At 47.2% G+C, this 22,681-nt stretch carries 4 protein-coding genes; all 4 read left to right on the top strand.

The genetic code is table 11. The annotated features are described in order from the left end of the window. The first annotated feature begins 10 nt into the window (after positions 1 to 10). The 4 genes from K1Y79_RS22780 to K1Y79_RS22765 are packed head-to-tail and all read left to right on the top strand — an operon-like array spanning position 11 to position 22,672. Positions 11 to 4,174, top strand: coding sequence for a type I polyketide synthase (locus K1Y79_RS22780; RefSeq protein WP_220252503.1), 4,164 nt, complete (start codon positions 11 to 13; stop codon positions 4,172 to 4,174). Between the two features lie 2 nt (positions 4,175 to 4,176). After that, on the top strand, positions 4,177 to 7,500 hold the full coding sequence (locus K1Y79_RS22775; RefSeq protein WP_220252502.1) for a non-ribosomal peptide synthetase: 3,324 nt from the start codon (positions 4,177 to 4,179) through the stop codon (positions 7,498 to 7,500). 17 nt (positions 7,501 to 7,517) lie between these two features. Continuing rightward, complete coding sequence (locus tag K1Y79_RS22770; RefSeq protein WP_220252501.1) at positions 7,518 to 11,783, top strand: type I polyketide synthase; 4,266 nt, start codon at positions 7,518 to 7,520, stop codon at positions 11,781 to 11,783. A 5-nt stretch (positions 11,784 to 11,788) separates the two neighbouring features. Then, on the top strand, positions 11,789 to 22,672 hold the full coding sequence (locus K1Y79_RS22765) for a non-ribosomal peptide synthetase (RefSeq protein ID WP_220252500.1): 10,884 nt from the start codon (positions 11,789 to 11,791) through the stop codon (positions 22,670 to 22,672). Positions 22,673 to 22,681 lie beyond the last annotated feature (9 nt).

Below are 22,681 nucleotides of genomic sequence, written 5' to 3'. Positions count from 1 at the left end.
GCCAGGTAGCATGAAAAAAGATATAGCAATTATAGGAATAGCCGGTAAGTTTCCCGGTTCAGAAAATATTAGACAGTTCTGGAAAAATCTGGTAGATGAAAAAGAACTGATTCACTTTTTTACAGATGAGGAACTAAAAGAAAAAGGTTTCGGCACGAAAGAAATTGCACAGGCGAATTACGTAAAAGCAGCTTCTTTCATTGAAGGCACGGATACCTTTGACTATCCTTTCTTTAAATATACAGCGGAAGAAGCCCACGTTATGAATCCGCAGACCCGGATGATGCATCAGATTGTCTGGGAGGCACTGGAAGATGCAGGCTGTAACGTGGAGAGTTACGATAGGAAGATCGGTATCTTTCTGGGCGCTAACAAAGACCTTAACTGGAGCTTTTATGCGTCGCTGACCAGTACCGAGAATCTGGACGAGATGATGAAGAACAAGCTGTTGAATCCTAACTATATGGCTTCCCTCATCTCTTACAAACTTAACTTCAGAGGGCCTTGCTACTTCCTGGATACCGCCTGTTCCACCTCGCTGAGTACCGTGCATCTGGCATGCAGAAGCTTGCTGTTGAATGAGTGTGGTACAGCCGTCGCAGGAGGCATCCGGCTCCTTTCAGAGGAAGAAGCAGGGTATGTATACCAGGAAGGGTCAATCATGTCGAAGGATGGGCATAACCGCACTTTTGACAGCGCCGCGACCGGTACTATTGGTAGCGACGGAGCAGGGGTGGTCGTACTGAAGAAGCTCGAAGAAGCTATCAGGGATAATGACCAGATATATGCCGTAATCAAAGGTTCTGCGTTGAACAACGACGGTAGCGCAAAGGCAGGTTATACCATGCCGGGTGTGGAGGGACAGGCAGAATGCATCCGGCTGGCCCATAAGATAGCGGGCATCACTCCGCAGGATGTGACTTATGTGGAAACGCACGGAACCGGAACACGCATTGGAGATCCTATTGAGATTGAGGCTTTGAACCGGGCATTCAATGGAGATACTACCCATCAATGCGCCATTGGAGCTATCAAGTCAAATATGGGCCATGCTGATGAAGCAGCCGGTGTAGCAGGATTAATTAAAACGGCAATGGCAGTGAAGCATGCAGTTATTCCGGCAAGCCTGCACTATAAAGACCCAAATCCAACGATCAGATTTGCAGATGGTCCTTTCTATGTAAATCATACATCTACCCCCTGGCAACGGAAGAATGGTGGTATGCTGACAGCTGGTGTCAGCTCATTTGGCATTGGTGGTACCAATGTACATATGGTAGTGCAGGAAGCGCCGGCTATAGAGAAACAACCCGTTCATGTCCGTCATAAGCTGATCAGGTATTCAGCGGCGGGAGAAGCTGCCTTAGACAGGTATGAGGCTCGCCTGACAGACTTCCTGCAACAGGAAGTGCAGTTGACCGATCTGGCGTATACGTTGCAGACTGGTCGTAAGACGGCAGATTATGCACGGTTTATTGTTGCCGCAGATCAGCAGGAACTGTTGCAGACGCTGAAGGCAGGTAAGATCAAAACACATCTGGTAAAGCCAAAACGGCATATCGCTTTTATGTTTTCCGGTCAGGGCAGCCAGTATGTCAATATGGGCAAGCAGTTATATGAGCAGTATGCCGTATTTGAAAAAGTGCTGGATGAAGGGTTCGCCAGGTTATATGAACTGAAAGGCGTGAACTACAAAGCTGTTTTGTTCAGCGATCAACCGGGCAGGCAGATTAATGATACGTACTATACCCAGCCAATATTGTTTCTATTTGAATATGCGCTAGCCCGCTTGTTGATGAGTATGGATATCAAGCCAGACTATATGATCGGGCATAGCCTGGGCGAGTATGTGGCAGCGACAATCAGCGGAGTATTCTCACTGGAAGACGCCCTGCGGATGGTAAGTAAAAGAGCGGAACTGATGGCAGGTGTTCCTGAAGGAGATATGATCAGTGTTGGAACAGCGCTTGAAAGCGTGCCTGCCGGTATTATGGAGGAAGTAGCACTGGCGGCAGTTAATGGGCCCGACGCATTTGTATTGTCAGGCACTAAAGCGGCTATTGCAGTAGTGAAGGATAAGCTGAAGGCAGCAGGAATTGTGTTTACAGAACTGAAGACTTCCCACGCGTTTCATTCGCCGATGATGGAGGAGATAACAGCCGACTTTGTGCGGGAGCTGGAAAAGGTCAGCCTACAGCCTCCTGTTATACCATTTATCTCCAACTTGACTGCCGCATTTATTACCCCTGAGCAAGCCACCTCTGTGCAGTATTGGGTAGACCACCTGCTGGGTACAGTACAGTTTAAGGCGGGCATTGAACGCCTGATGCAACAGCAACATACGTTGTTCATAGAAGTAGGTCCTGGCCGTACGCTGGCCGCTTTCTTCCATAAATGCCAGCGTCCACAGGCGGATAATGCCGTGGTGACGACAGTGCGACATCCGGGTGAGGTGACAGACGATAATGTATTTTTCATAAACTTCCTTGGTCAGCTTTGGGTGAACGGTTTTGACATTAACTGGAGCGCATATTATGGGGAGCGTATGCCGTCGAAGGTACAGGCCCCGACGTATGCATTTGAGCCGTATAAAGTGCCTGCAAAAGCTAAAATAAACCGGGCATTTTTCGAGAAGGTGACGAACACCGGAAGGAGACTGTCAGGCAGCTATTATATACCTTCCTGGAAGCAGTCGCCGGCAATAGCGCCTGTTGTCAGTACCGCCCATCAGTGCCTGATATTACATGATGGTGGAGCATTATGTGATGCACTGGCAGACTTTATTCATCAACGGGAGGGACAGGTTACTGTTCTGCGGCAGGGAGACGTGGCAGATCTGGCTGCATATGATACCATTGTGTATGCCTGGAACGACCCGGTAATGGATGTCGTTACCCAGGTGCGAGACCTGGAAGATGTAAGAGTTATATACCTGAATAAAACCAGTTATAGTATAAACGGAACACCAACGGATACCTCAGTAACGCCACACCTGCCTATTCTCCTGCAGGTGTTAACCCAGGAGAATATTGGTATATCGGCCGCAGTAGTCAATGTTGATGCCACCCGTTTTACCATAGGCGACATCCGTCATCTTTACCATGAAATATACCGGCATGAGCGCTATACCCAAATAACGCTGAATGCAGGTAAGCGCTGGGTAGCGAATTATGAACCGCTGCCTGTAAGAGAGGAAAAGCCTGTTATCATCAGGCAAGGAGGTACTTATCTGCTGACAGGTATGCCCGATGAAGTAGTACAGGTCTTTGCCACACATCTGGTAAATGACTATGCAGCACGGGTGATATTATTCAGTCCTGTAAGCTCCAGAAAAGAGCTGCCTGGCGTAACAATCGTGCCCGTGGACATTGCAGATGAAGCAGCATGCAGGCGGGAAATTGAGCGCCTCGGTACCATTAATGGCGTGATACACACGGCTAAGCATACTGACGCGGCAGACACGGTGTTTGTGTCTGACCTGACAACGGAGATACTGGAAAAGCACTGTGCAGTGCGTGTGCGTGGACTGGCTAATATTGACAAGATGCTGGAAGGTAAGGACGTTGATTTCATTACAGTTATTTCCAGCTTGTCCTCTTTCGCCGGAGGTATATCATATGGTGCTTATGCCGCTGCCGCCGCGCTGATGGACTATACCGCTTTACATACTGCCCGTACGGAAACCAGGTGGACCGTCATTAACCTGGACCGGGTACATGCAGAGGCGCAATGGATTCATGAACAGGAATTGATTGACATCTTCTATACCTCATTCCTGTACGAGGATGTGCCACAACTGATTGTGACCAGGCGGGACCCCGACCAGCTGGAGGTGCGGGAGGAAACCACCAAAAAGACGCTGATCGCCATGGACCGGAATACACTCAATGTGAACTTTAAAGCGCCGGTCAATGAAACGGAGGAGAAGGTAGTAGGGTGGTTTGAAGAGCTGTTTGGCGTAACCGGTATTGGTACAGCGGATGACTTCTTTGAACTTGGCGGCGATTCCCTTAAAGCAGTGGTGTTAGTAAACCGGATAAAGAAAGAACAGGGCGTTACCATCAGTATTGCCGAATTGTTTTCCAATAAAACCGCCTATGATCTTGCTTCGCTCGTCAGTGAGAAGAAGTGGCTGAGCGAAGCAAAAAATCAAGTGAACGAACTAATTATCTAACTATGGAGACAAAAGACCTTTTAAGGGAATTGCGGGAGAATGACGTGTTTATATCGCTGGAAGGAGAACAGCTGAAGCTGAAGTTCAACCAGGCCGAATTGCCTCAGGAACTGGTGGACAGGATCCGGCAGCATAAAGGCAGTCTCATTGAGTACCTGAAAAAGAATGCAGTGGTTGCCGGCACTGTCGATGTAATCCCGGCACTGACACCGTCTGCAGAAGGGTATATCCTTTCTGCAGCACAGCAGCGACTTTGGGTATTGCATCAGCTGGGCGACGGACTGGCAGCATATAATATTACCCACCAGGTAGCATTGACGGGGGATTACGATCTGACTTTGTTCCGGGAAGCGGTATACAGCGTGGTAGCAAGGCATGAAATACTAAGAACAGTATTCAGAAAGAATAGTGCGGGAGAGATCAGGCAGTGGGTGCTGGATATGAAGGCACTAGATTTCACAATTGACACGATCCTGGTGGAAAGCGATGAGGAACTGCAGGCTTACTTGACGAAGGACGCAGTAGCAACCTTTGACCTGGAGCATGGTCCGCTGTTGCGGGCTGCATTATTGCAGACAGGGCCGGATAATTATGTTTTCCACTACAATCTGCACCATATCATTGCAGACGGATGGTCTATGGGCGTATTGGCCAATGATGTGATGGCCTACTATAGCAAAGCGCGTTTACAGCCATTGAAGATACAGTATAAGGATTATGCAGCCTGGCATACGGCCAGGTTGCAGGGCGCAGCAGCTAACGCACATAAACAGTACTGGATGTCCTTATTATCGGGGGAATTGCCAGTGACAGACTTTCCCGCTACGCATCCGCGTCCGTCTATCAGGATACAGGAAGGACGTACTATGGAAAGTTATCTTTCGGCAGCACTGACAGGTCAGTTGAAGGCCTTCTCAAGAGCTAATGAAGGCAGTTTGTTTATTACGCTGCTGGCCATATGGGAAGTGCTGGTATATCGTTATACCGGACAATCAGATATCATCACTGGTTCTCCAGTAGCAGGAAGAACACATACTGACCTGGAAAACCAGATCGGTTGTTTTGTCAATACTGTAATCTTCCGTCACCAGGTAGATGGCCGGGAGTCATTTGCCGCTATGTATGCCCGTATAAAGGATGCAGCATTGGAGGCATATGCGCACCAGGAGTATCCGTTTGACCGGCTGGTAGATGAGCTGAACCCGGGACGTTCAATGAACAGGAATCCCATCTTTGATATTATGCTGGTATTGCAGAATACTGGTAAGAAACTGGAAACAGATGTACAGATAGATTCGGAACCGATATATGACAGAGGTCTGCAATTGTCCAAGATGGACCTGGAGGTGGCCTTTGCTGAAGTAGGGGATTATCTATCGCTCAGTATCAACTACAATACCGCTATCTATCCTGCCGCTTTGATAAAGAGGTTGGTACAGCATTATAAACAGCTTGCCGCAGCCTTGATCGCGCAACCAGCATTGCAGATTGGGGCGGTTAGCTTTATCAGTGATGTTGAGAAGCAACAGGTCCTACATGGCTTTAACCAGACCGCCATCAGCTATAACACCCCAGGAACGGTGGTAGATCTGTTCAGGGAACAAGTGAGGCGCGTACCGCAAAGTATAGCAGTAGAGTTTGAAGATGTGCGGCTGACCTATCGGGAACTGGATGACCGTTCGGAGCAGCTGGCATATTACCTGGTCAGCAGGTATGCAGTAAAGCCCGGAGATCTGGTAGGTATACAACTGTACAGAAGTGAATGGATGATCATTGCGATCCTGGCCACCTTAAAGGCCGGCGCAGCATATGTACCCGCAGATCCTGATTATCCGGCAGAAAGACTGGCATATATCAGCACAGACAGTGGCTACCGCGTTTGTATTGATGATGCGTTGCTGGATCAGTTCAGAGCTACCGGACCAGCACATGAGAAAGTGTCCGTAATACCTGGCGACTATGCATATGCCATCTATACCTCCGGTTCTACAGGGCAGCCAAAAGGCGTACTGAATTATCATGCCGGACTGCTGAACCGGTTGTTATGGATGCGCGATTACCTGAAGATCGATAACAGCTCTGTGATTCTACAGAAGACCCCATATACCTTTGACGTGTCTGTATGGGAACTGTTGTTGCCGGTTATAACAGGCGCAAAACTGGTATTTGCATTACCAGAAGGACACAAGGACCCATATTACCTGGAGCAGACTATCCGGGATAAGCAGGTAACTATTGTACATTTTGTACCCTCCATGCTGAAGATATACCTGAGTAGTGCAGATACATTTGCACCTTCTGCCTTGCAACATATCGTATGCAGTGGAGAAGCCCTTCCGGATGCAACGCTACATGCCTGCCAGGAAAAATTGCCCGTCAGGATACATAATTTGTATGGCCCGACAGAAGCAGCGATAGACGTAACGGCGATCGATCTGACAGATAGGGAATTGGTCAACATCGGATATCCGGTTGCCAATACCCATATTTATATTGTCAATGACCATCAGCAGCTACAACCAGTAGGTGTACCGGGTGAATTGTTGATCGGAGGGGTGCAGGTAGCTGCAGGTTATCTGAATAAACCTACGCTGACAGCAGAGAAGTTTATCAGCGATCCATTCCGTGAAGATGGACGGGTATACCGCACCGGCGACATCGCCAGTTGGAACACTGACGGAAGTATCACCTATTTTGGGCGCAGAGATGGGCAGGTGAAGATCCGGGGCAACCGGATAGAGCTGGGTGAAGTGACAGCAGCACTGTTATCGCATCCGGAGATAAAGGATGCGATAGTACGTGTCAGGAACCAGGACCTGGTCGCCTATCTGATAGGAGATACAGGCCAGGACGCAGCAGCACTACGCAGTTACCTGCGTACTAAAGTGCCTGACTATATGACGCCGGCCGCGTTTGTACAACTGGAGGCATTTCCACTCACCGCCAATGGCAAACTGGATGAGAAAGCATTACCAGATCCGGAAGCAAAGGCACCGTCAGGAAGCACAGTATACGTTGCCCCCCGTACAGCGACAGAGGAGCGCCTGATCCACATTTTTGCCGCGGAGCTGGGTCGTGAACCCTCACAGATCGGCACTCATGACAATTACTTTGACCTGGGTGCTAACTCTATCAAGCTGCTGAAGATTGTACATGAGATCAGGCAGGAGTTTGGCATAGAGATCAGGCCCCTGTATATGTTTCAGTATACCACTATCAGTGACCTCGTTAGTAATGTCTTTCAGCAAATGACGGAGGTGGAAGATGAAGCCGCCGTTTCTATATCAGAAGACATGGACAGTATTATAGACCTCATGGAAGACTAAATTCAAAAGCCCCGTTGATGAAGCATACCGACTTATTGAAACCCGAAAGAAAAAAGGACATTGCCATCATTGGTATGTCCGGCAGATTTCCCCGGTCTGAAAATCTCCAGGCCTTCTGGAATAACCTCATTGCCGGCAAAGAGCTGGTACGTACATATGAAGAGCGTGAGCTCCGCGCCATGGGTGCTGATGAAAAACTAATCGGCAACCCCAATTATATCTGGGCCAGCTCACTGCTGGATGACCCTGAAAGCTTTGATTATGCGTTTTTTGGTTATACCAGAAATGAAGCAGCAATTATGGATCCGCAGACAAGGCTGATGCATGAACAGGCATGGCTGGCGCTGGAAGATGCCGGTTGTAATCCGGATGAATATAAAGGGAAGATAGGGTTATACCTGTCGGCATCTGACAACCTGAACTGGCGGGCGCATACTATACTGAATCCCGATGACCAGATCAGTTCCTTTATGGCAACGCGGTTGGCAGACAAATCATTTATCAGCACGATTGTGTCTTACAACCTGGATCTGAAAGGACCGAGCTACTATACAGATACCGCCTGTTCCAGTTCGCTGACAGCCATCCACTTTGCCTGCCGCAGCCTGTTGATGAAAGAATGCAGTGTTGCCCTGGCTGGCGCCTCCAGCATCATCACAACGGAAGATAAGGGGTACTGGTATGAAGACGGTATGGTGTTTTCCAAAGACGGTCATTGCAGGGCGTTCGATAAAGATGCCAGCGGCACCTTTTTCGGGGAAGGCGTAGCAGTGGTTGTACTAAAGAGATTTGAAGATGCAGTGAATGACGGCGACCATGTTTATGCAGTGATCAGAGCTACAGCAGTAAATAACGATGGACGGCGGAAGGTGGGGTATACGGCACCGAGCGTCTCCGGACAGGCAGAATGTATCTCACTGGCACACAAGGTAGCCGGTATAGCACCGGATACCGTCAGTTACATCGAAGCGCATGGTACCGGTACCACATTAGGTGATCCTATCGAAATAGAAGCTTTAAATAAGGCATTTCAATATAATAAAGCACATAAGTGTGCCATAGGCTCCGTGAAGTCAAATTTGGGGCATCTGGATGCCGTTTCAGGGGTAGTGGGAGTTATCAAGACAGCACTATCCTTAAAGTACAGGCAACTACCTCCATCTATCAACTATACAGCGCCTAATCCAGAAATTAACTTTAGCGCCGGGCCGTTTTATGTCAACAACAGGTTACAGCCCTGGTTGGCTGTTAATGGGCAGCCATTACGGGCGGGCGTCAGCAGCTTTGGCATTGGTGGCACGAATGCGCATGCGGTCATGGAGGAAGCACCGGAGATGGAATCGGGTAAAGGCAGCAAGCAGCCAGCATTACTGGTGTTCTCTGCCAAGACTCCTGCGGCACTGAGTAATTACCGCGAGTCGCTGGTCAGCTTCTTACAGGACCATACAACCGTAGATCCGGTGCAGCTGTCTTATACCTTGCAGACAGGTAGAAAACATTTCAAATACAGGGACTTCCTTGTATACGAGGGCGATGCCCCGACCAGCGATACCGGTTTAAGTATTTCAGCACAGCAAGGACAGCGTACCGCATTTATGTTTTCCGGCGGCGGCAGCCAGTATTATAAGATGGCGGAACAGCTATATGTGCAGGAACCTTATTTCCGGGATTGGATGGATAAAGGGTTTGCAGTGCTGGAGCGAAAAACTGGGGTGGACTATCGCCTGATCACCGGTTATACCGCAGGTGGCGATAACACCAGGATCAATGATATCCGCTATATGCTACCGGTATTATTCCTCGTAGAATATGCGGTAGCCCAACTGCTCATAAAGAACGGCGTAAAGCCGGATTACATGATAGGTCATAGTCTTGGAGAATATGTAGCAGCATGTATCAGCGGCGTGTTTTCATTTGAAGACGGGTTGGATATTATAGTAAAGCGTGCCGAACTAACGACACGTGTGCCTGAAGGAGGAATGATAGGTGTGGAAGCGTCTGCCGTCCAGATTCGGCCTTATCTCACAGCGGCACTGTCTGTAGCGGCTATTAATGCTCCGGAGTCTTGTGTGATTGCAGGTCCGAAGGAAGCGCTTCGGCCATTCACAGCAGCGCTGACAGCAGCAGGCATTAGCTTTACTGAACTGAAGATATCTATTGCGGCGCATTCGTCTATGTTCGACGCCATCCTTGATGACTTCCTGCAGGTATTCGATGGAGTGCAGCTTGCTGCACCGCAGATCCCTTTTATATCCAACCTTACCGGTCAGGAGATAACGGCGGAGGAAGCCACTTCTCCCGCATATTGGGTGAGGCATCTGCGGCAGACAGTCAATTTTGTCAGCGGTATAGGTTGCCTGCTAGAGAAAGGCATCTCTAATTACATCGAAATAGGCTCCGGCGGTATATTAACTTCTTTCCTGAAACAACATACTTTATTCAGCCAGGATAGTCTGGCAATTAACATCCTGCGGCACCCTAAGGAAGAGGTAGACGATTATGTATACTATCTGAAAGTCATAGGCCGCTTATGGCAACGCAATGTCGCCATTGACTGGGCAGCGTTTCATAATGGACAACAATTCCGTAAGATTCCGGCACCAGGATATGTTTTTGACAAGACAGCATTGAAGGTAAGAGTAGATCCTTTCAGGCAAATGGTGGCAGGGGGGAATTTACTACCTGGTAAGAGCGGCCTGCATGATTCGCTGTACAATGCCAACTGGAAACAATCTTTACTGGTGAATGCTAATTCTACCGTATTTGCTGGTACTTGCCTCGTTTTTGCAGAAGAGGGATGGCGTTTGTCTGACAAGGACATTCTTATAACCCGTGGAGCTACATATGCACAAAATGCAAAAGGGTATGTGATTAATCCTTTTGAGCAAGCAGACTATGAAAGCCTTTTCCGAAGTCTGGAGCAGCAAGGGGTGCAGATCGAGCAGGTAGTTTATAACTGGCAGATCCCGGCAGATAACGACGTATTACGACCTTCACTACCGCTGATATTGCTTTGTCAGCAATTGATTGTTAACCAGGCACAGAACCTGAGAAAACTTACTTTCCTGGCAGACTTCGGGTATAAGGTAGTCGGCAATGAGACAATCAACATACCACAGCAGCTGGCAGGAAAGACAGCTGAAATGATTATTGTCAATAATTCAACCGCTGTATACCATTATTTGGATACTGGCAGTGAATCAATGGATGTAGGGTCTTTACAACTAGAATTGACAGGTGACCTGGCTGATAAACGAGTAGCTTACAGGTATGGTAACCGTTGGACGGGCTTCCATGAACAGGTACGTATAGAGCCGTCTTTCAGTAACGACGTGGTAAAGCCCAATGCCAACTATCTCATTATAAACGGAGCTGGCGCTACCGGACATGCAATAACAGCTTACTTACAGTCCCAATATGATGTTAATCTGATTATAGCAGGAATGGCACCGCCGGCAACTGTTGGAGGAATATCTTATTATCCCGTGGACGTCTCGGATGTCAGCGCCTTTGACGACGTGTTGCAGCAGATCAGGAGTGTGCACGGTGAAATTGCAGGTATGATCTATACTGCCACAGAGCAGGCAATAGCCGATGTGTCAGATCTGGATAAATTGATGGCTGCACAGGCAGATAAGCTGCGGGCAATCGACAATCTATATACACTTTTCAAGGACACCGCATTGGACTTTGTATGGATAGCAGGCCGTTTGTCATCCGAATTAGCGTTTATCAATGAAAATATTTTTGCCGATACGTATGCCCGTCTGTTAATAGAGCAGCATACCAAAGAATTACCCCGCTGGACGGTAGTCAACGTGGACGACTTGCATAATGCCGGATCATTTGAGAAAGAAGTGGCCGGTGTTTTTGAGCTGTCTGCCGGTGGCAGCTGGAAGCAACTGACTGTAGCCTATGAAGGTATGGACCCCAAAAAGAAAAAGCCGGCCGCGCAAAGTGCGCAGGCAGTTGCCGGACATGATATTGTTACTGCCGGTTATGTTGCTCCGCAGACAAGCACAGAGATCTTCCTGTGTGAACTCTGGCAATCTTTCCTTGGTAGAGATAAAGCCGGAGTAGAAGATGGCTTTTTTGAGATGGGCGGCAATTCACTTAAAGCAATGACTATACTTAAAAGAATCCAGCAGCAATACGATGTGCAGCTAACCCTGAAAGACTTTTACGCGAAACCCACAGTGAAACTGATGGCAGAAGAGATTGACATCGCTGCCCTGATCAGAGTACAAAAGAGTAAAAAAGAAAGTAGGATCATAAAAATCTAGCAGATATGAATGTTAACCAATTGTTGTTGGCGCTGCAAAGTCATGAGATATCGGTAGAACTGGAGGGAAACGACCTGCTGCTGAACTTTGACGGAGAAGATATACCTGAAGTACTGATTGAACAGATAAAGATTAATAAGCCTGCGCTAGTAGCATATTTGAAGAAGTATGCCGGTCAGGAGAAATTTACGGAAATTCTGCCTGCACCTGTACAGGACAGTTATCCGCTTTCTGTCACCCAACGCAGACTATGGATATTAAGCCAGTTTCCCGAAATGTCAATGGCTTATATCATGCCGAATCAGGTTGACCTGCCGGCAGATACAGACCTTCACCTATTCAGTAAGGCAGTGGATGCCGTAATTGCCCGCCATGAGATATTGCGAACTGTTTTCCGGGAAGATCAGCAGGGAGAGATAAGGCAGTGGATACAGGCTCCGGAAGACCTGCATTTTCAAATAGCAATAATAGATGCGGATGGTGATGAAGCAGCAGCCGCATATATAGAGGCCGACGGATTTAAAGCTTTTGATCTGGAGAATGGACCTTTGTTCAGAGCAGCATTGATCCGTCTTCCTGGCAGCCGGTACAGGTTTTATTATATTATGCATCACATTATCAGCGATGGGTGGTCGCTGGGAGTGTTGATTAATGACGTACTGTCATACTACAATGCTTACAGGAACAATACGGCACATACAATACAGCCTTTAAAGATTCAGTACAAGGATTATGCGAACTGGCAGTCTGTACACGTGAATACGGGCAATGACAGTGCGGATCGCACATACTGGATAGAGCAGTTTGCCGACGATATCCCGGCGCTTGATATCAGTGCTGGCAGAACAAGGCCGCAAGTCAGGACTAACAACGGCGCTATACTGGAAACATATTTATCGGAGGAAGCCACAACGGCCTTGAGGACGTTGACTCAGCAGCAGGGAGGCAGTTTGTTTGTTACACTTCTGAGTATCTGGAATACACTTTTCTACAGATACAGCGAACAGCAGGATATCATCATTGGTACTGCCGTAGCTGGTAGAAACCATGCATACTTGGAAGACCAGATAGGATTTTATGTCAACACGCTTGCATTAAGGAATAGGGTCTCAGCAGAGGAAGCATTTAGTAGTCTTTACCAGCGGGTCAGGGAAAATGCATTGGATGCTTTTTCCCATGAGACCTTCCCTTTTGATCAGTTAGTAGAAGAATTACAGCTAACAAGGGACAGTAGCAGAAATCCGTTATTTGATGTGATGCTGACATTATTGGATGGGAATAGTCCTGCGCAGGCAGGGGCCTTTAAGACAGATGTACGCTACAAGGGCAGACGGAATGCCAAATTTGACATAGAAATTAACGTAGTAGTGGTGGGGCAGCAGCTTCAACTGACGGCGAACTATAATACAGATATTTATACACAGGATATAGTGACGAATCTGCTGATGCATTTTCAGGCATTATGCGTAGCAGTAACAGCAGATCCGGAGAAGAGCATTGCGGACTATGACTTCCTGTCCGAGTCGGAAAAGAACAAGTTACTATATGCGTTCAATGATACAAAGGAAGAGTGGGGCGAAGATCGTACGATTACGGAACTATTTGAGCAGCAGGTAGCATTACATCCGGACGACATAGCAGTTACCAGTGCTGGAGGTAGTCTGACGTATAACGAATTGAATATCGCCGCCAATCGGATGGGGCATTATCTGAGAAATCAGTTTAATGTAGGCGCTGATGACCTCGTAGGCATACAGTTGCCAAGAGAAGAACGTTTGTTAACCGCAATCTATGGCGTATTAAAGGCAGGTGCAGCCTATGTACCGATAGACCCTGAAAATCCGGAGGAGCGCAAGGCCTATATTGCGAAAAATGCTGGGTGTAAATGTGTTATTGACAGTGCATTTATGGAAGGCTTCGCACAGGCAGCAAATGTGTTGCCAGTGCAAAATCCGGAGAAAATAAATACTCCTGCATCGCTGGCTTATGTTATTTATACTTCGGGTTCAACGGGTAATCCGAAAGGAGTGATGATTGAGCATCATTCACTGGTGAACCGGCTGGTATGGATGCAGCAAGCTTACAGACTGCAGGCATCAGATGTAATACTTCAGAAGACGACTTATTCTTTCGATGTATCCGTATGGGAATTGGTCTGGTGGAGTCTGTATGGAGCCAGTGTACATCTGCTGGAGCCGCAGGGAGAAAAGAATCCTGCCGCTATTGTAGATGCAATTGATAACGGTGAAGTAACAGTGATGCACTTTGTACCATCAATGTTGTCTACATTCCTCCAATATCTGAAACAGTTCCCGGAGGAGAAGGTAAAATTGCATACCCTTCGACAGGTATTCACAAGTGGGGAAGCATTATCAAAAAACCATAGGGACCTATTCGTAGAAGGTTTACCGGGCGTATCACTCATGAACCTGTATGGTCCGACCGAGGCAAGCATTGATGTAACCTGGTATGACTGTACTGCCGAAAGAGCAGATAATATTATTCCGATAGGTAAGCCGATATCGAATATACAGATGTATGTGCTGGATAAGCAACGGAGGTTGGTGCCTATAGGCGTAAAAGGCAGGTTATACATTGCAGGTAAAGGATTAGCGAGAGGATATGTAAATAACCCGGAGCTGACCGCCGAGCGATTTATTGCTAATCCTTTCAACGATGGTGAGAAACTGTATGATACCGGCGACCTGGCAGTCTGGCTACCCGATGGTAACATCCATTTCCTGGGAAGGGTAGACGACCAGGTCAAAGTGAGGGGGTTCAGAATAGAGCTGGGCGAAATTGAATACCATCTGCGAACAAAGGAGACGATTGCAGACGCGGTGGTATTGGCCAAGGAAGTAACCACCGGACAGCACGACCTGGTAGCTTATATTGTAGCAGCAGAAAAGCAAAGTGTTGCAGATTTGAGAGATTATCTCGCAGGGAAGCTACCTTATTATATGGTACCGGCCCATTTTATTCAGATTGATACCATGCCGCTGAACGCCAGCGGCAAGGCGGATAGAAAGAAACTGCTGGCTATGAAACAAGGTAGCTTGTCAGATAGCGTCGCCTATGTTGCTCCAAGCAATGAGCAGGAACAGGTACTAGCAGACGTTTGTACAGCGGTATTGGGAAAGGAGAAGATCAGCATGAGCGAAAGTTTTTACAACCTCGGCGGAGATTCCATTAAAGCCATCCAGATCGTATCGCGGCTGAGGCAATCCGGTTACTCCCTGCGGGTAGAAGAAGTGCTTAAAGCGCCTGTATTGTCATCACTTGCCAAGCTGCTGGTACGTCAGTCAACTGGCGCAGATCAATCTGCCATAGTTGGAGATGTATTGCTTACACCAGTTCAGCGTTACTTATTTGATAACTTCCCTGTGCCGCAACACTTCAATCAGTCACTGGTATTGAAGAGTGAACGCCCGATTGATATGGGACTGCTTGATAAATGTCTGGCCACCATTGTGCAACACCACGACGCACTTAGGTTAGTATTTCAGCAGCAGGAGGGTGAATGGCAGGCATCTAATAATCCGTCCACAGTAAAGAGTTATACCCTGACGTCCTATGGGGCAGCGGATATGCAGGAAGTTGGGAATGTTTTACAGGCGTCATTCGACCTGACAAATGGTCCGTTGCTGAAAGTAGCACATTTTACCAGGGCGGATGGCGACCGTCTTCTTATAATTGCACACCACCTTGTAATAGATGCAGTGTCGTGGAGAATATTTATTGAGGACCTTCAGTTACTCTATACCCAAGTTAATGCCCGCCTGCCAGAAAAAACAGATTCCTTCCGACGGTGGGCGCAGCTCCAACAGGAGTATGCCAATAGTGGAAAATTGCTGGCAGAAGCTGCATACTGGCAGGAGCTTGTTGCTCAGCAGGTACCACGTCTTAAAACTGATTTTCCTTTCAATACACCGGTTTTTCTACAGGATCAGGAAAGCTTTGTGTTAGATCAACATATCACTAACCTGTTACAGACAAGAGTACACAGGGTATATAATACGGAAATCAATGATGTGCTTCTAACGGCGTTGGGCAGTGCTATCCTTGAGGTATTCGGACAGGACAAAGTTATTATTAAAATGGAGGGGCATGGCAGAGAAGAGATCATTAGAAATGTAGACATCAGCAGGACTATCGGCTGGTTTACAACAATGTATCCCTTTGTGTTGCATATACCGAATGAAGATAGCCTGGTTGCTGTGAAGGAAGACCTGCGGAGAATACCAGGTAAGGGAATCGGTTTCGGGATGTTAAAATATCTGAGAGAGGACTATCAGGCATTGAGCTACACACCTTCTGTTTTATTCAACTATCTCGGCAATTTTGATAACTCTTTTGGTGCGGACAATAAGACAGGGTTCAGCTATGCAGCCGAACCAGCAGGTAATAACATTGCTGAAGAGAATGCAGAAAATGTTGTACTCAATATATCGGGTTCCATCGTTGCGGAACAGCTGTTCCTCAGCATCAATTATTCCAGCCAGCTGTATACGCAGGCAACAATCCAGCGCCTGTCAGCTGCTTATAAACTGGCGCTTATTCGCCTGATAGAAAATGTAGCAAGCGAGTATAATACTTTTAAAACGCCATCTGATTTGTCCTATAAAGGGTTGTCTATTGCTGAAGTGAACACAATTAATGCGGATCGTAGGGTGGAAGATATATATGAACTTTCTCCCTTGCAGCAAGGTATATATTATCATTGGTTGACCGAGACATCCAGTGCGCAGTATTTTGAGCAGATATCCTATCGTATAAACACAGACATTATGCAGCCTGAGGCCATTAGGGATGCATTCCAGCAGCTGATAGACCGGTATGGAGTATTGAGAACGAGCTTTGTCAATAGCCTGTCGGATGTGCCGTTGCAGATTGTGCGTAAAGATGTGACAGCAGCATTTTACCATGCGCAGCTGCCTGCGTCTTTGCCGGAGGAGGATATTGACGCCTATGTTGAACAGTTTAAGCGGCAAGACAGGGAGCAAGGCTTTGACCTTACAGCAGACTCTCTGATGCGTCTGAAATTACTGGACCTTGGCAATAACAGGTATGAATTTGTGTGGAGTCATCATCATATTCTGATGGATGGTTGGTGTATGAATATCCTGATCCAGGATTTTAATAATTTGCTGGCGGAAAAAACCTTGCCTGCAATAAAACCTTATGCGGACTATATCCATTGGCTGAAGGAGAGAGATAATAATACCTCATACGATTATTGGAAACATTATCTGGCAGATTTTGATACAGTATCTACGGTGCCTTTTACAAAAAATACTATAGAAGACGGCTATGAAGATGAAGTGATGTCAGTAACTATAGATGGCGCATTGTTTGAACGTGTCAGACAGCTATGTAATGAATTGTCCATTACCCAGAGTACTTTCTTACAGACAGTATGGGGAGTATTATTGTCCAGGTATAACAATACAAAAGATGTAGTGTTTGGTGCAGTTGTATCCGGCCGGCCTGCAGATATGCAGGATATTGAGAGAATGGTTGGGCTATTCATCAACACAATACCTGTACGTATCCGGTATAACGGTAGCGAGACCATTTCAGAACTGCTGGTGGCAGTACAACAACAAGGAATTGACAGTACTGCGCATCACTATCTTAACCTGGCAACGATCAAGGCACAGGAATTGGTCAATCATATCATGGTGTTTGAAAACTTCCCTGTAAAGGAAGCGGTGAAGGGCAATGTGGCTGAGTCAGATCAAAAATTATCTGTAGAGGCAGTTAACGTCTTTGAGCAAACCAATTACGATTTCAATATTCTGGTGCTGCCAGGAGAGAATGCCTTACAGGTGGATTTTCGATTCAATGCAAACAAATATGATATTGCAGCAATCGACAGACTAACCGGTCATTTCCATACACTGTTACAACAGTTTGTCACCCGAGACATTCAGTTAAATCAGCTTTCTCTTGCTGCAGATGTAGAAATTGCCGGTTTCAATGCGACAGATACGATATATGCGGACAAAGTGGTATTGGACTTGTTTGAAGAGCAGGTAGCGACAGCGCAGGAACGCATTGCAGTATCTGACTTGGGTACGCAGCTTAGCTACGGGATGCTGAATGAAATGACCGGACAGCTGGCAGACTACCTGCATCACCAATATACAATAGGTGCAGAAGAATTGGTGGGCATCCGCCTGGATCGCAGTACTGACATGCTGGTGGCTATACTAGGTATCCTGAAGGCAGGCGCTGCCTATGTACCAGTAGATATGCATTATCCGGAAGAAAGGATCAGCTATATACAGGCAGACAGCCGTTATAAGGTTTGCATAGATGCTGCGTTTATGGAGAGGTTTGTACAGGTACGAGCTAACTATGACAGCCAATATCGTATTGACGGCACTTATGCTTATGCCATCTATACCTCCGGTTCTACCGGCGAACCTAAAGGAGTGCTGAACAGCCATGCCGGTTTATACAATCGCCTGTTATGGATGCGGGATGAACTGGGTATCACAGCAGACGATATTATCCTTCAAAAGACGCCTTATACGTTTGACGTATCGGTGTGGGAGTTGTTGTTGCCAGGGATCACGGGTAGTGAGCTGGTATTTGCCAAACCGGAAGGACATAAAGATCCTGCATATCTGCAGGAGTTGATTTACAATAAACAGATTACGGTATTACACTTTGTTCCGTCAATGCTGGGCATCTTCCTGGAACAGCTGGAGCCAGGTAAGTGCGATAGCCTGCAACATGTGGTATGCAGTGGGGAAGCCTTACCTGCATCAATGGTGGCAGATTTTAAGCGGCTATTGCCAGGTGTTAGGTTGTATAATCTGTATGGTCCGACGGAGGCAGCTATTGACGTGACCTTTGTAGAACTGACAAACGCAGCAACCGTAACGATAGGAAAACCGGTTGCAAATACCCGTATTTACATTGTGGACGAACAAATGCAACAGCAGCCTATAGGTGTACCTGGTGAACTACTGATAGAAGGTGTGCAGGTGGCAGCAGGTTATCTGAATAAGCCTGCACTTAGCGCTGAGCGATTCATTCCTAGTCCGTTCCGTGCTGGCGAACGGATATACCGTACCGGAGATCTGGCTAAATGGTTACCGGATGGACAGATTGCCTACCTGGGTAGGATAGATCACCAGGTGAAGATCCGTGGTAACCGGATAGAACTAGGAGAAATAGAGACAAAGCTGGAGGAGAGTCCATACGTAGAACAAGGAGTTGTAGTAGTGAAGGGAGAGGGCGCGCACCGGTATCTGGCCGCCTATGTGATACCTGCCGAAGGTTATGATCAGGATGAGTTGTATGCATACCTATCCGCGCGGTTGCCGGAGTACATGGTACCGGGGGTAATTACAACGATGGAGAGCTTCCCGCTGACAGTCAGTGGAAAGCTGAATCGCAAGGCTTTGCCGGAGCCAGTATTGAATAGTTCAGATAGTTATGTCGCTCCTCGCACAGACAGTGAGCAGCGGCTGGCAGAGATCTGGATGAAGGTATTGGGCATCACACAGGTAGGTATACATGACAACTTCTTCCGGATAGGCGGCGACTCCATTTTATCAATCCGTTTGATCAGCAGGGTTAACAAAGTATTTAACGCTACACTGACGATTGGTCAGTTATATGAAGCCGGCACCATCGCCCAGTTAAGTGTATTGCTGGAAGATCAGTTGTTGGCGCATGCAAGCCGTAGCCGGATCAAAGAAGAGATTACTGCCCGTGTAGACAGTTTGCGAGAGCGTATACTTCCACAGATACCAGGTGCAGCAGATGTATACCCAATGAGCGATATTCAGAAAGGGATGGTGATACTCTCTACGCTGAACCCGCAGGCGGGCGTATACCATGACCAATTCGTATTTCACATGCCAGCATCAGATCCTGTATTATTCCGGGAGGCGTTCTTGCGACTAGTATCGAGGCATGCAACGCTGCGTACACATTTTGACTTAACGACTTATGGTGAGGAAGTACAGATAGTGGATGAATCGATCAGTTTTGACATTGAATACCATGATCTGCGTAATCAGGAGTCATCAGCACAGGAACAGCATATCAGAGAGTTTATGGTCAGTGAGCGTGGCAGACCCTTTAGTCCGGATACATTTATGTGGAGAGCAGATGTATTCCGCGTAACACCCACCACTGACCTGTTCCTCTTTCAATTCCATCATGCCATTCTGGATGGCTGGAGTATAGCGTCGCTCAATACTGAATTGTTTAGTATCTATAACGATCCGTCTGCACAATTACATCCATTGAAGGCTACTCTCAAGGATGCCGTAATAGAAGAACTATGCGAAAAGCATAACCAGGCTACCATTGCGTTCTGGCAGGAGGAGCTGGCTGACTATAACAGGTTAGGGATATTTGAGAGTGGATTCTGCAATCACAATCTGGTAAAGGCATATGACTTCTCTTTTAAGTATGAACTGGAAAAAAGGTGTAGAAAGGACGGTATAACTGTTAAGACCTTGCTTTATGGCGCTTTTGTGTATGTGTTGCATATGCTTGGCCGGGAGCAGGATTTTGTAACCGGAATGGTAAGTAATAACCGTCCGGTAATCGAAGATGGAGATAATATATTAGGCTGTTTCCTGAACACCATTCCTGTGCGAAATCGCATGGAAGGAGTCGCAAGTTTGTCATGGAAGCAGTATTTTCTGCAGTTGGAGAAGCAATTGATACAGTTGAAGCAGCAGGAGCGCCTGACCTTGTATGAAATCAGCCGCATCACAAATGAAAAGGCCTCTGCAGGCTCTCCTTTCTTCGATGTGTTGTTTAACTACGTAGACTTCTACATTTATGACGAGTTGAATGCAGTTAATGAGATACGTGACAGTCAGCAGCTATTAAATGTAAATTCTTATGAAACGACCAATACAGCTTTTGATTTTAATGTGAATCTCTCGGGAAAAGAGCTGGTAGTCGAATATAAGCTAAGAAGGGAGCTGCTTTCTGGTGTAAGCCTGGATCAGCTGCATGCATATTTCAATAAGGTGCTGACCATCTATCTTACAAGTCCGGATCTTACAATAAGCAAGACAAGCTTTCTGTCGGACGATGATAGGGCCCAGCTTGCGCGATTCAATGCTACGGATATAGGGTATGCCGATAAAGCAATATTAGATTTATTTAAAGAAAAAGTAGCAACAGCACCGGAGCGTATCGCAGTATCTGACTTGGGTACGCAACTTAGCTACAGGGTGCTGAATGAAATGACCGGACAGCTGGCAGACTACCTGCATCAGCAATATGCAATAGGTGCAGAAGAATTGGTGGGCATCCGCCTGGATCGCAGTACTGACATGCTGGTAGCTATACTAGGTATCCTGAAGGCAGGGGCTGCCTATGTCCCGGTAGATATGCATTATCCGGAAGAAAGGATCAGTTATATACAGGCAGACAGCCGTTATAAGGTTTGCATAGATGCTGCGTTTATGGAGAGGTTTGCACAGGTACGCACTAACTATGACAGCCAATATCGTATTGACGGCACTTATGCTTATGCCATCTATACCTCCGGTTCTACCGGCGAGCCTAAAGGAGTGCTGAACAGCCACGCCGGTTTATACAATCGCCTGTTATGGATGCGCGATGAACTGGGTATCACAGCAGACGATATTATCCTACAAAAGACGCCTTATACATTTGACGTATCGGTGTGGGAATTATTGTTACCAGTGATCACAGGTAGTGAGCTGGTATTTGCCAAACCGGAAGGACATAAAGACCCTGCATATCTGCAGGAGTTGATTTACAATAAACAGATTACGGTATTACACTTTGTTCCGTCAATGCTGGACATCTTCCTGGAACAGCTGGAGCCAGGTAAGTGCGATAGCTTGCAACATGTAGTATGCAGTGGGGAAGCCTTACCTGCATCAATGGTGGCAGACTTCAAGCGGCTGTTGCCAGGTGTTAGGTTGTACAATCTGTATGGTCCGACGGAGGCAGCTATTGACGTGACCTTCGTGGAACTGACAAACGCAGCAACCGTAACGATAGGAAAACCGGTTGCAAATACCCGTATTTACATTGTCGACGAACAATTGCAACAGCAGCCTATAGGTGTACCTGGTGAACTGCTGATAGAAGGCGTACAGGTAGCAGCAGGTTATCTGAATAAGCCTGCACTTAGCGCGGAGCGATTCATACCTAGTCCGTTCCGTGTTGGTGACCGGATATACCGTACGGGAGATCTGGCTAAGTGGTTGCCAGATGGAGAGATTGCTTACCTGGGTAGGATAGATCACCAGGTGAAGATCCGTGGTAACCGGATAGAACTAGGAGAGATAGAAACAAAGCTGGAGGAGAGTCCATACGTAGAACAAGGTGTTGCAGTAGTGAAGGGAGAGGGCGCGCACCGGTATCTGGCCGCCTATGTAATACCTGCTGAAGGTTATGACCAGGATGAGTTGTATGCGTACCTATCCGCGCGGTTGCCGGATTACATGGTACCGGGCGTAATTACAACGATGGAAAGCTTCCCGCTGACAGTCAGTGGAAAGCTGAATCGCAAGGCTTTGCCGGAGCCTGCTATTATCAAGTCAGACAGCTACGTAGCGCCCCGCACAGCTACAGAAATTAGTGTGGCAGAAATCTGGTCAGAGGTACTGAACCTGGAACAGGTGGGTGTACACGACAATTTCTTCCGCATTGGCGGCGACTCCATTATGTCGATACGGTTGATCAGCCGTATTAACAAGGCATTTAATGTTGTGCTGACGATCGCACAGTTATACGAATCTCCGACAATCGCAGGTCTATGTGAGCAGTTAGAAACCAATGCCGCATCCGCCGAAGAAAGCCAGAAAGTCCGCGATGATATCAGGATGTCTCTGGACAGTCTGAGAGCGGAGATCATGAACGACTTTTAAATCCAGGTT

Source organism: Chitinophaga rhizophila (assembly GCF_019492185.1).
GTDB classification, from domain to species: Bacteria; Bacteroidota; Bacteroidia; order Chitinophagales; family Chitinophagaceae; genus Chitinophaga; species Chitinophaga rhizophila.
This window is presented reverse-complemented; position numbering and strand designations above follow the sequence as displayed.

Excerpts from the sequence above, each read along its gene's own strand:
- K1Y79_RS22775 (WP_220252502.1), top strand. The coding sequence starts at position 4,177 with ATGGAGACAAAAGACCTTTTAAGGGAATTGCGGGAGAATGACGTGTTT.
- K1Y79_RS22765 (WP_220252500.1), top strand. The coding sequence starts at position 11,789 with ATGAATGTTAACCAATTGTTGTTGGCGCTGCAAAGTCATGAGATATCG.
- K1Y79_RS22780 (WP_220252503.1), top strand. The coding sequence starts at position 11 with ATGAAAAAAGATATAGCAATTATAGGAATAGCCGGTAAGTTTCCCGGT.
- K1Y79_RS22770 (WP_220252501.1), top strand. The coding sequence starts at position 7,518 with ATGAAGCATACCGACTTATTGAAACCCGAAAGAAAAAAGGACATTGCC.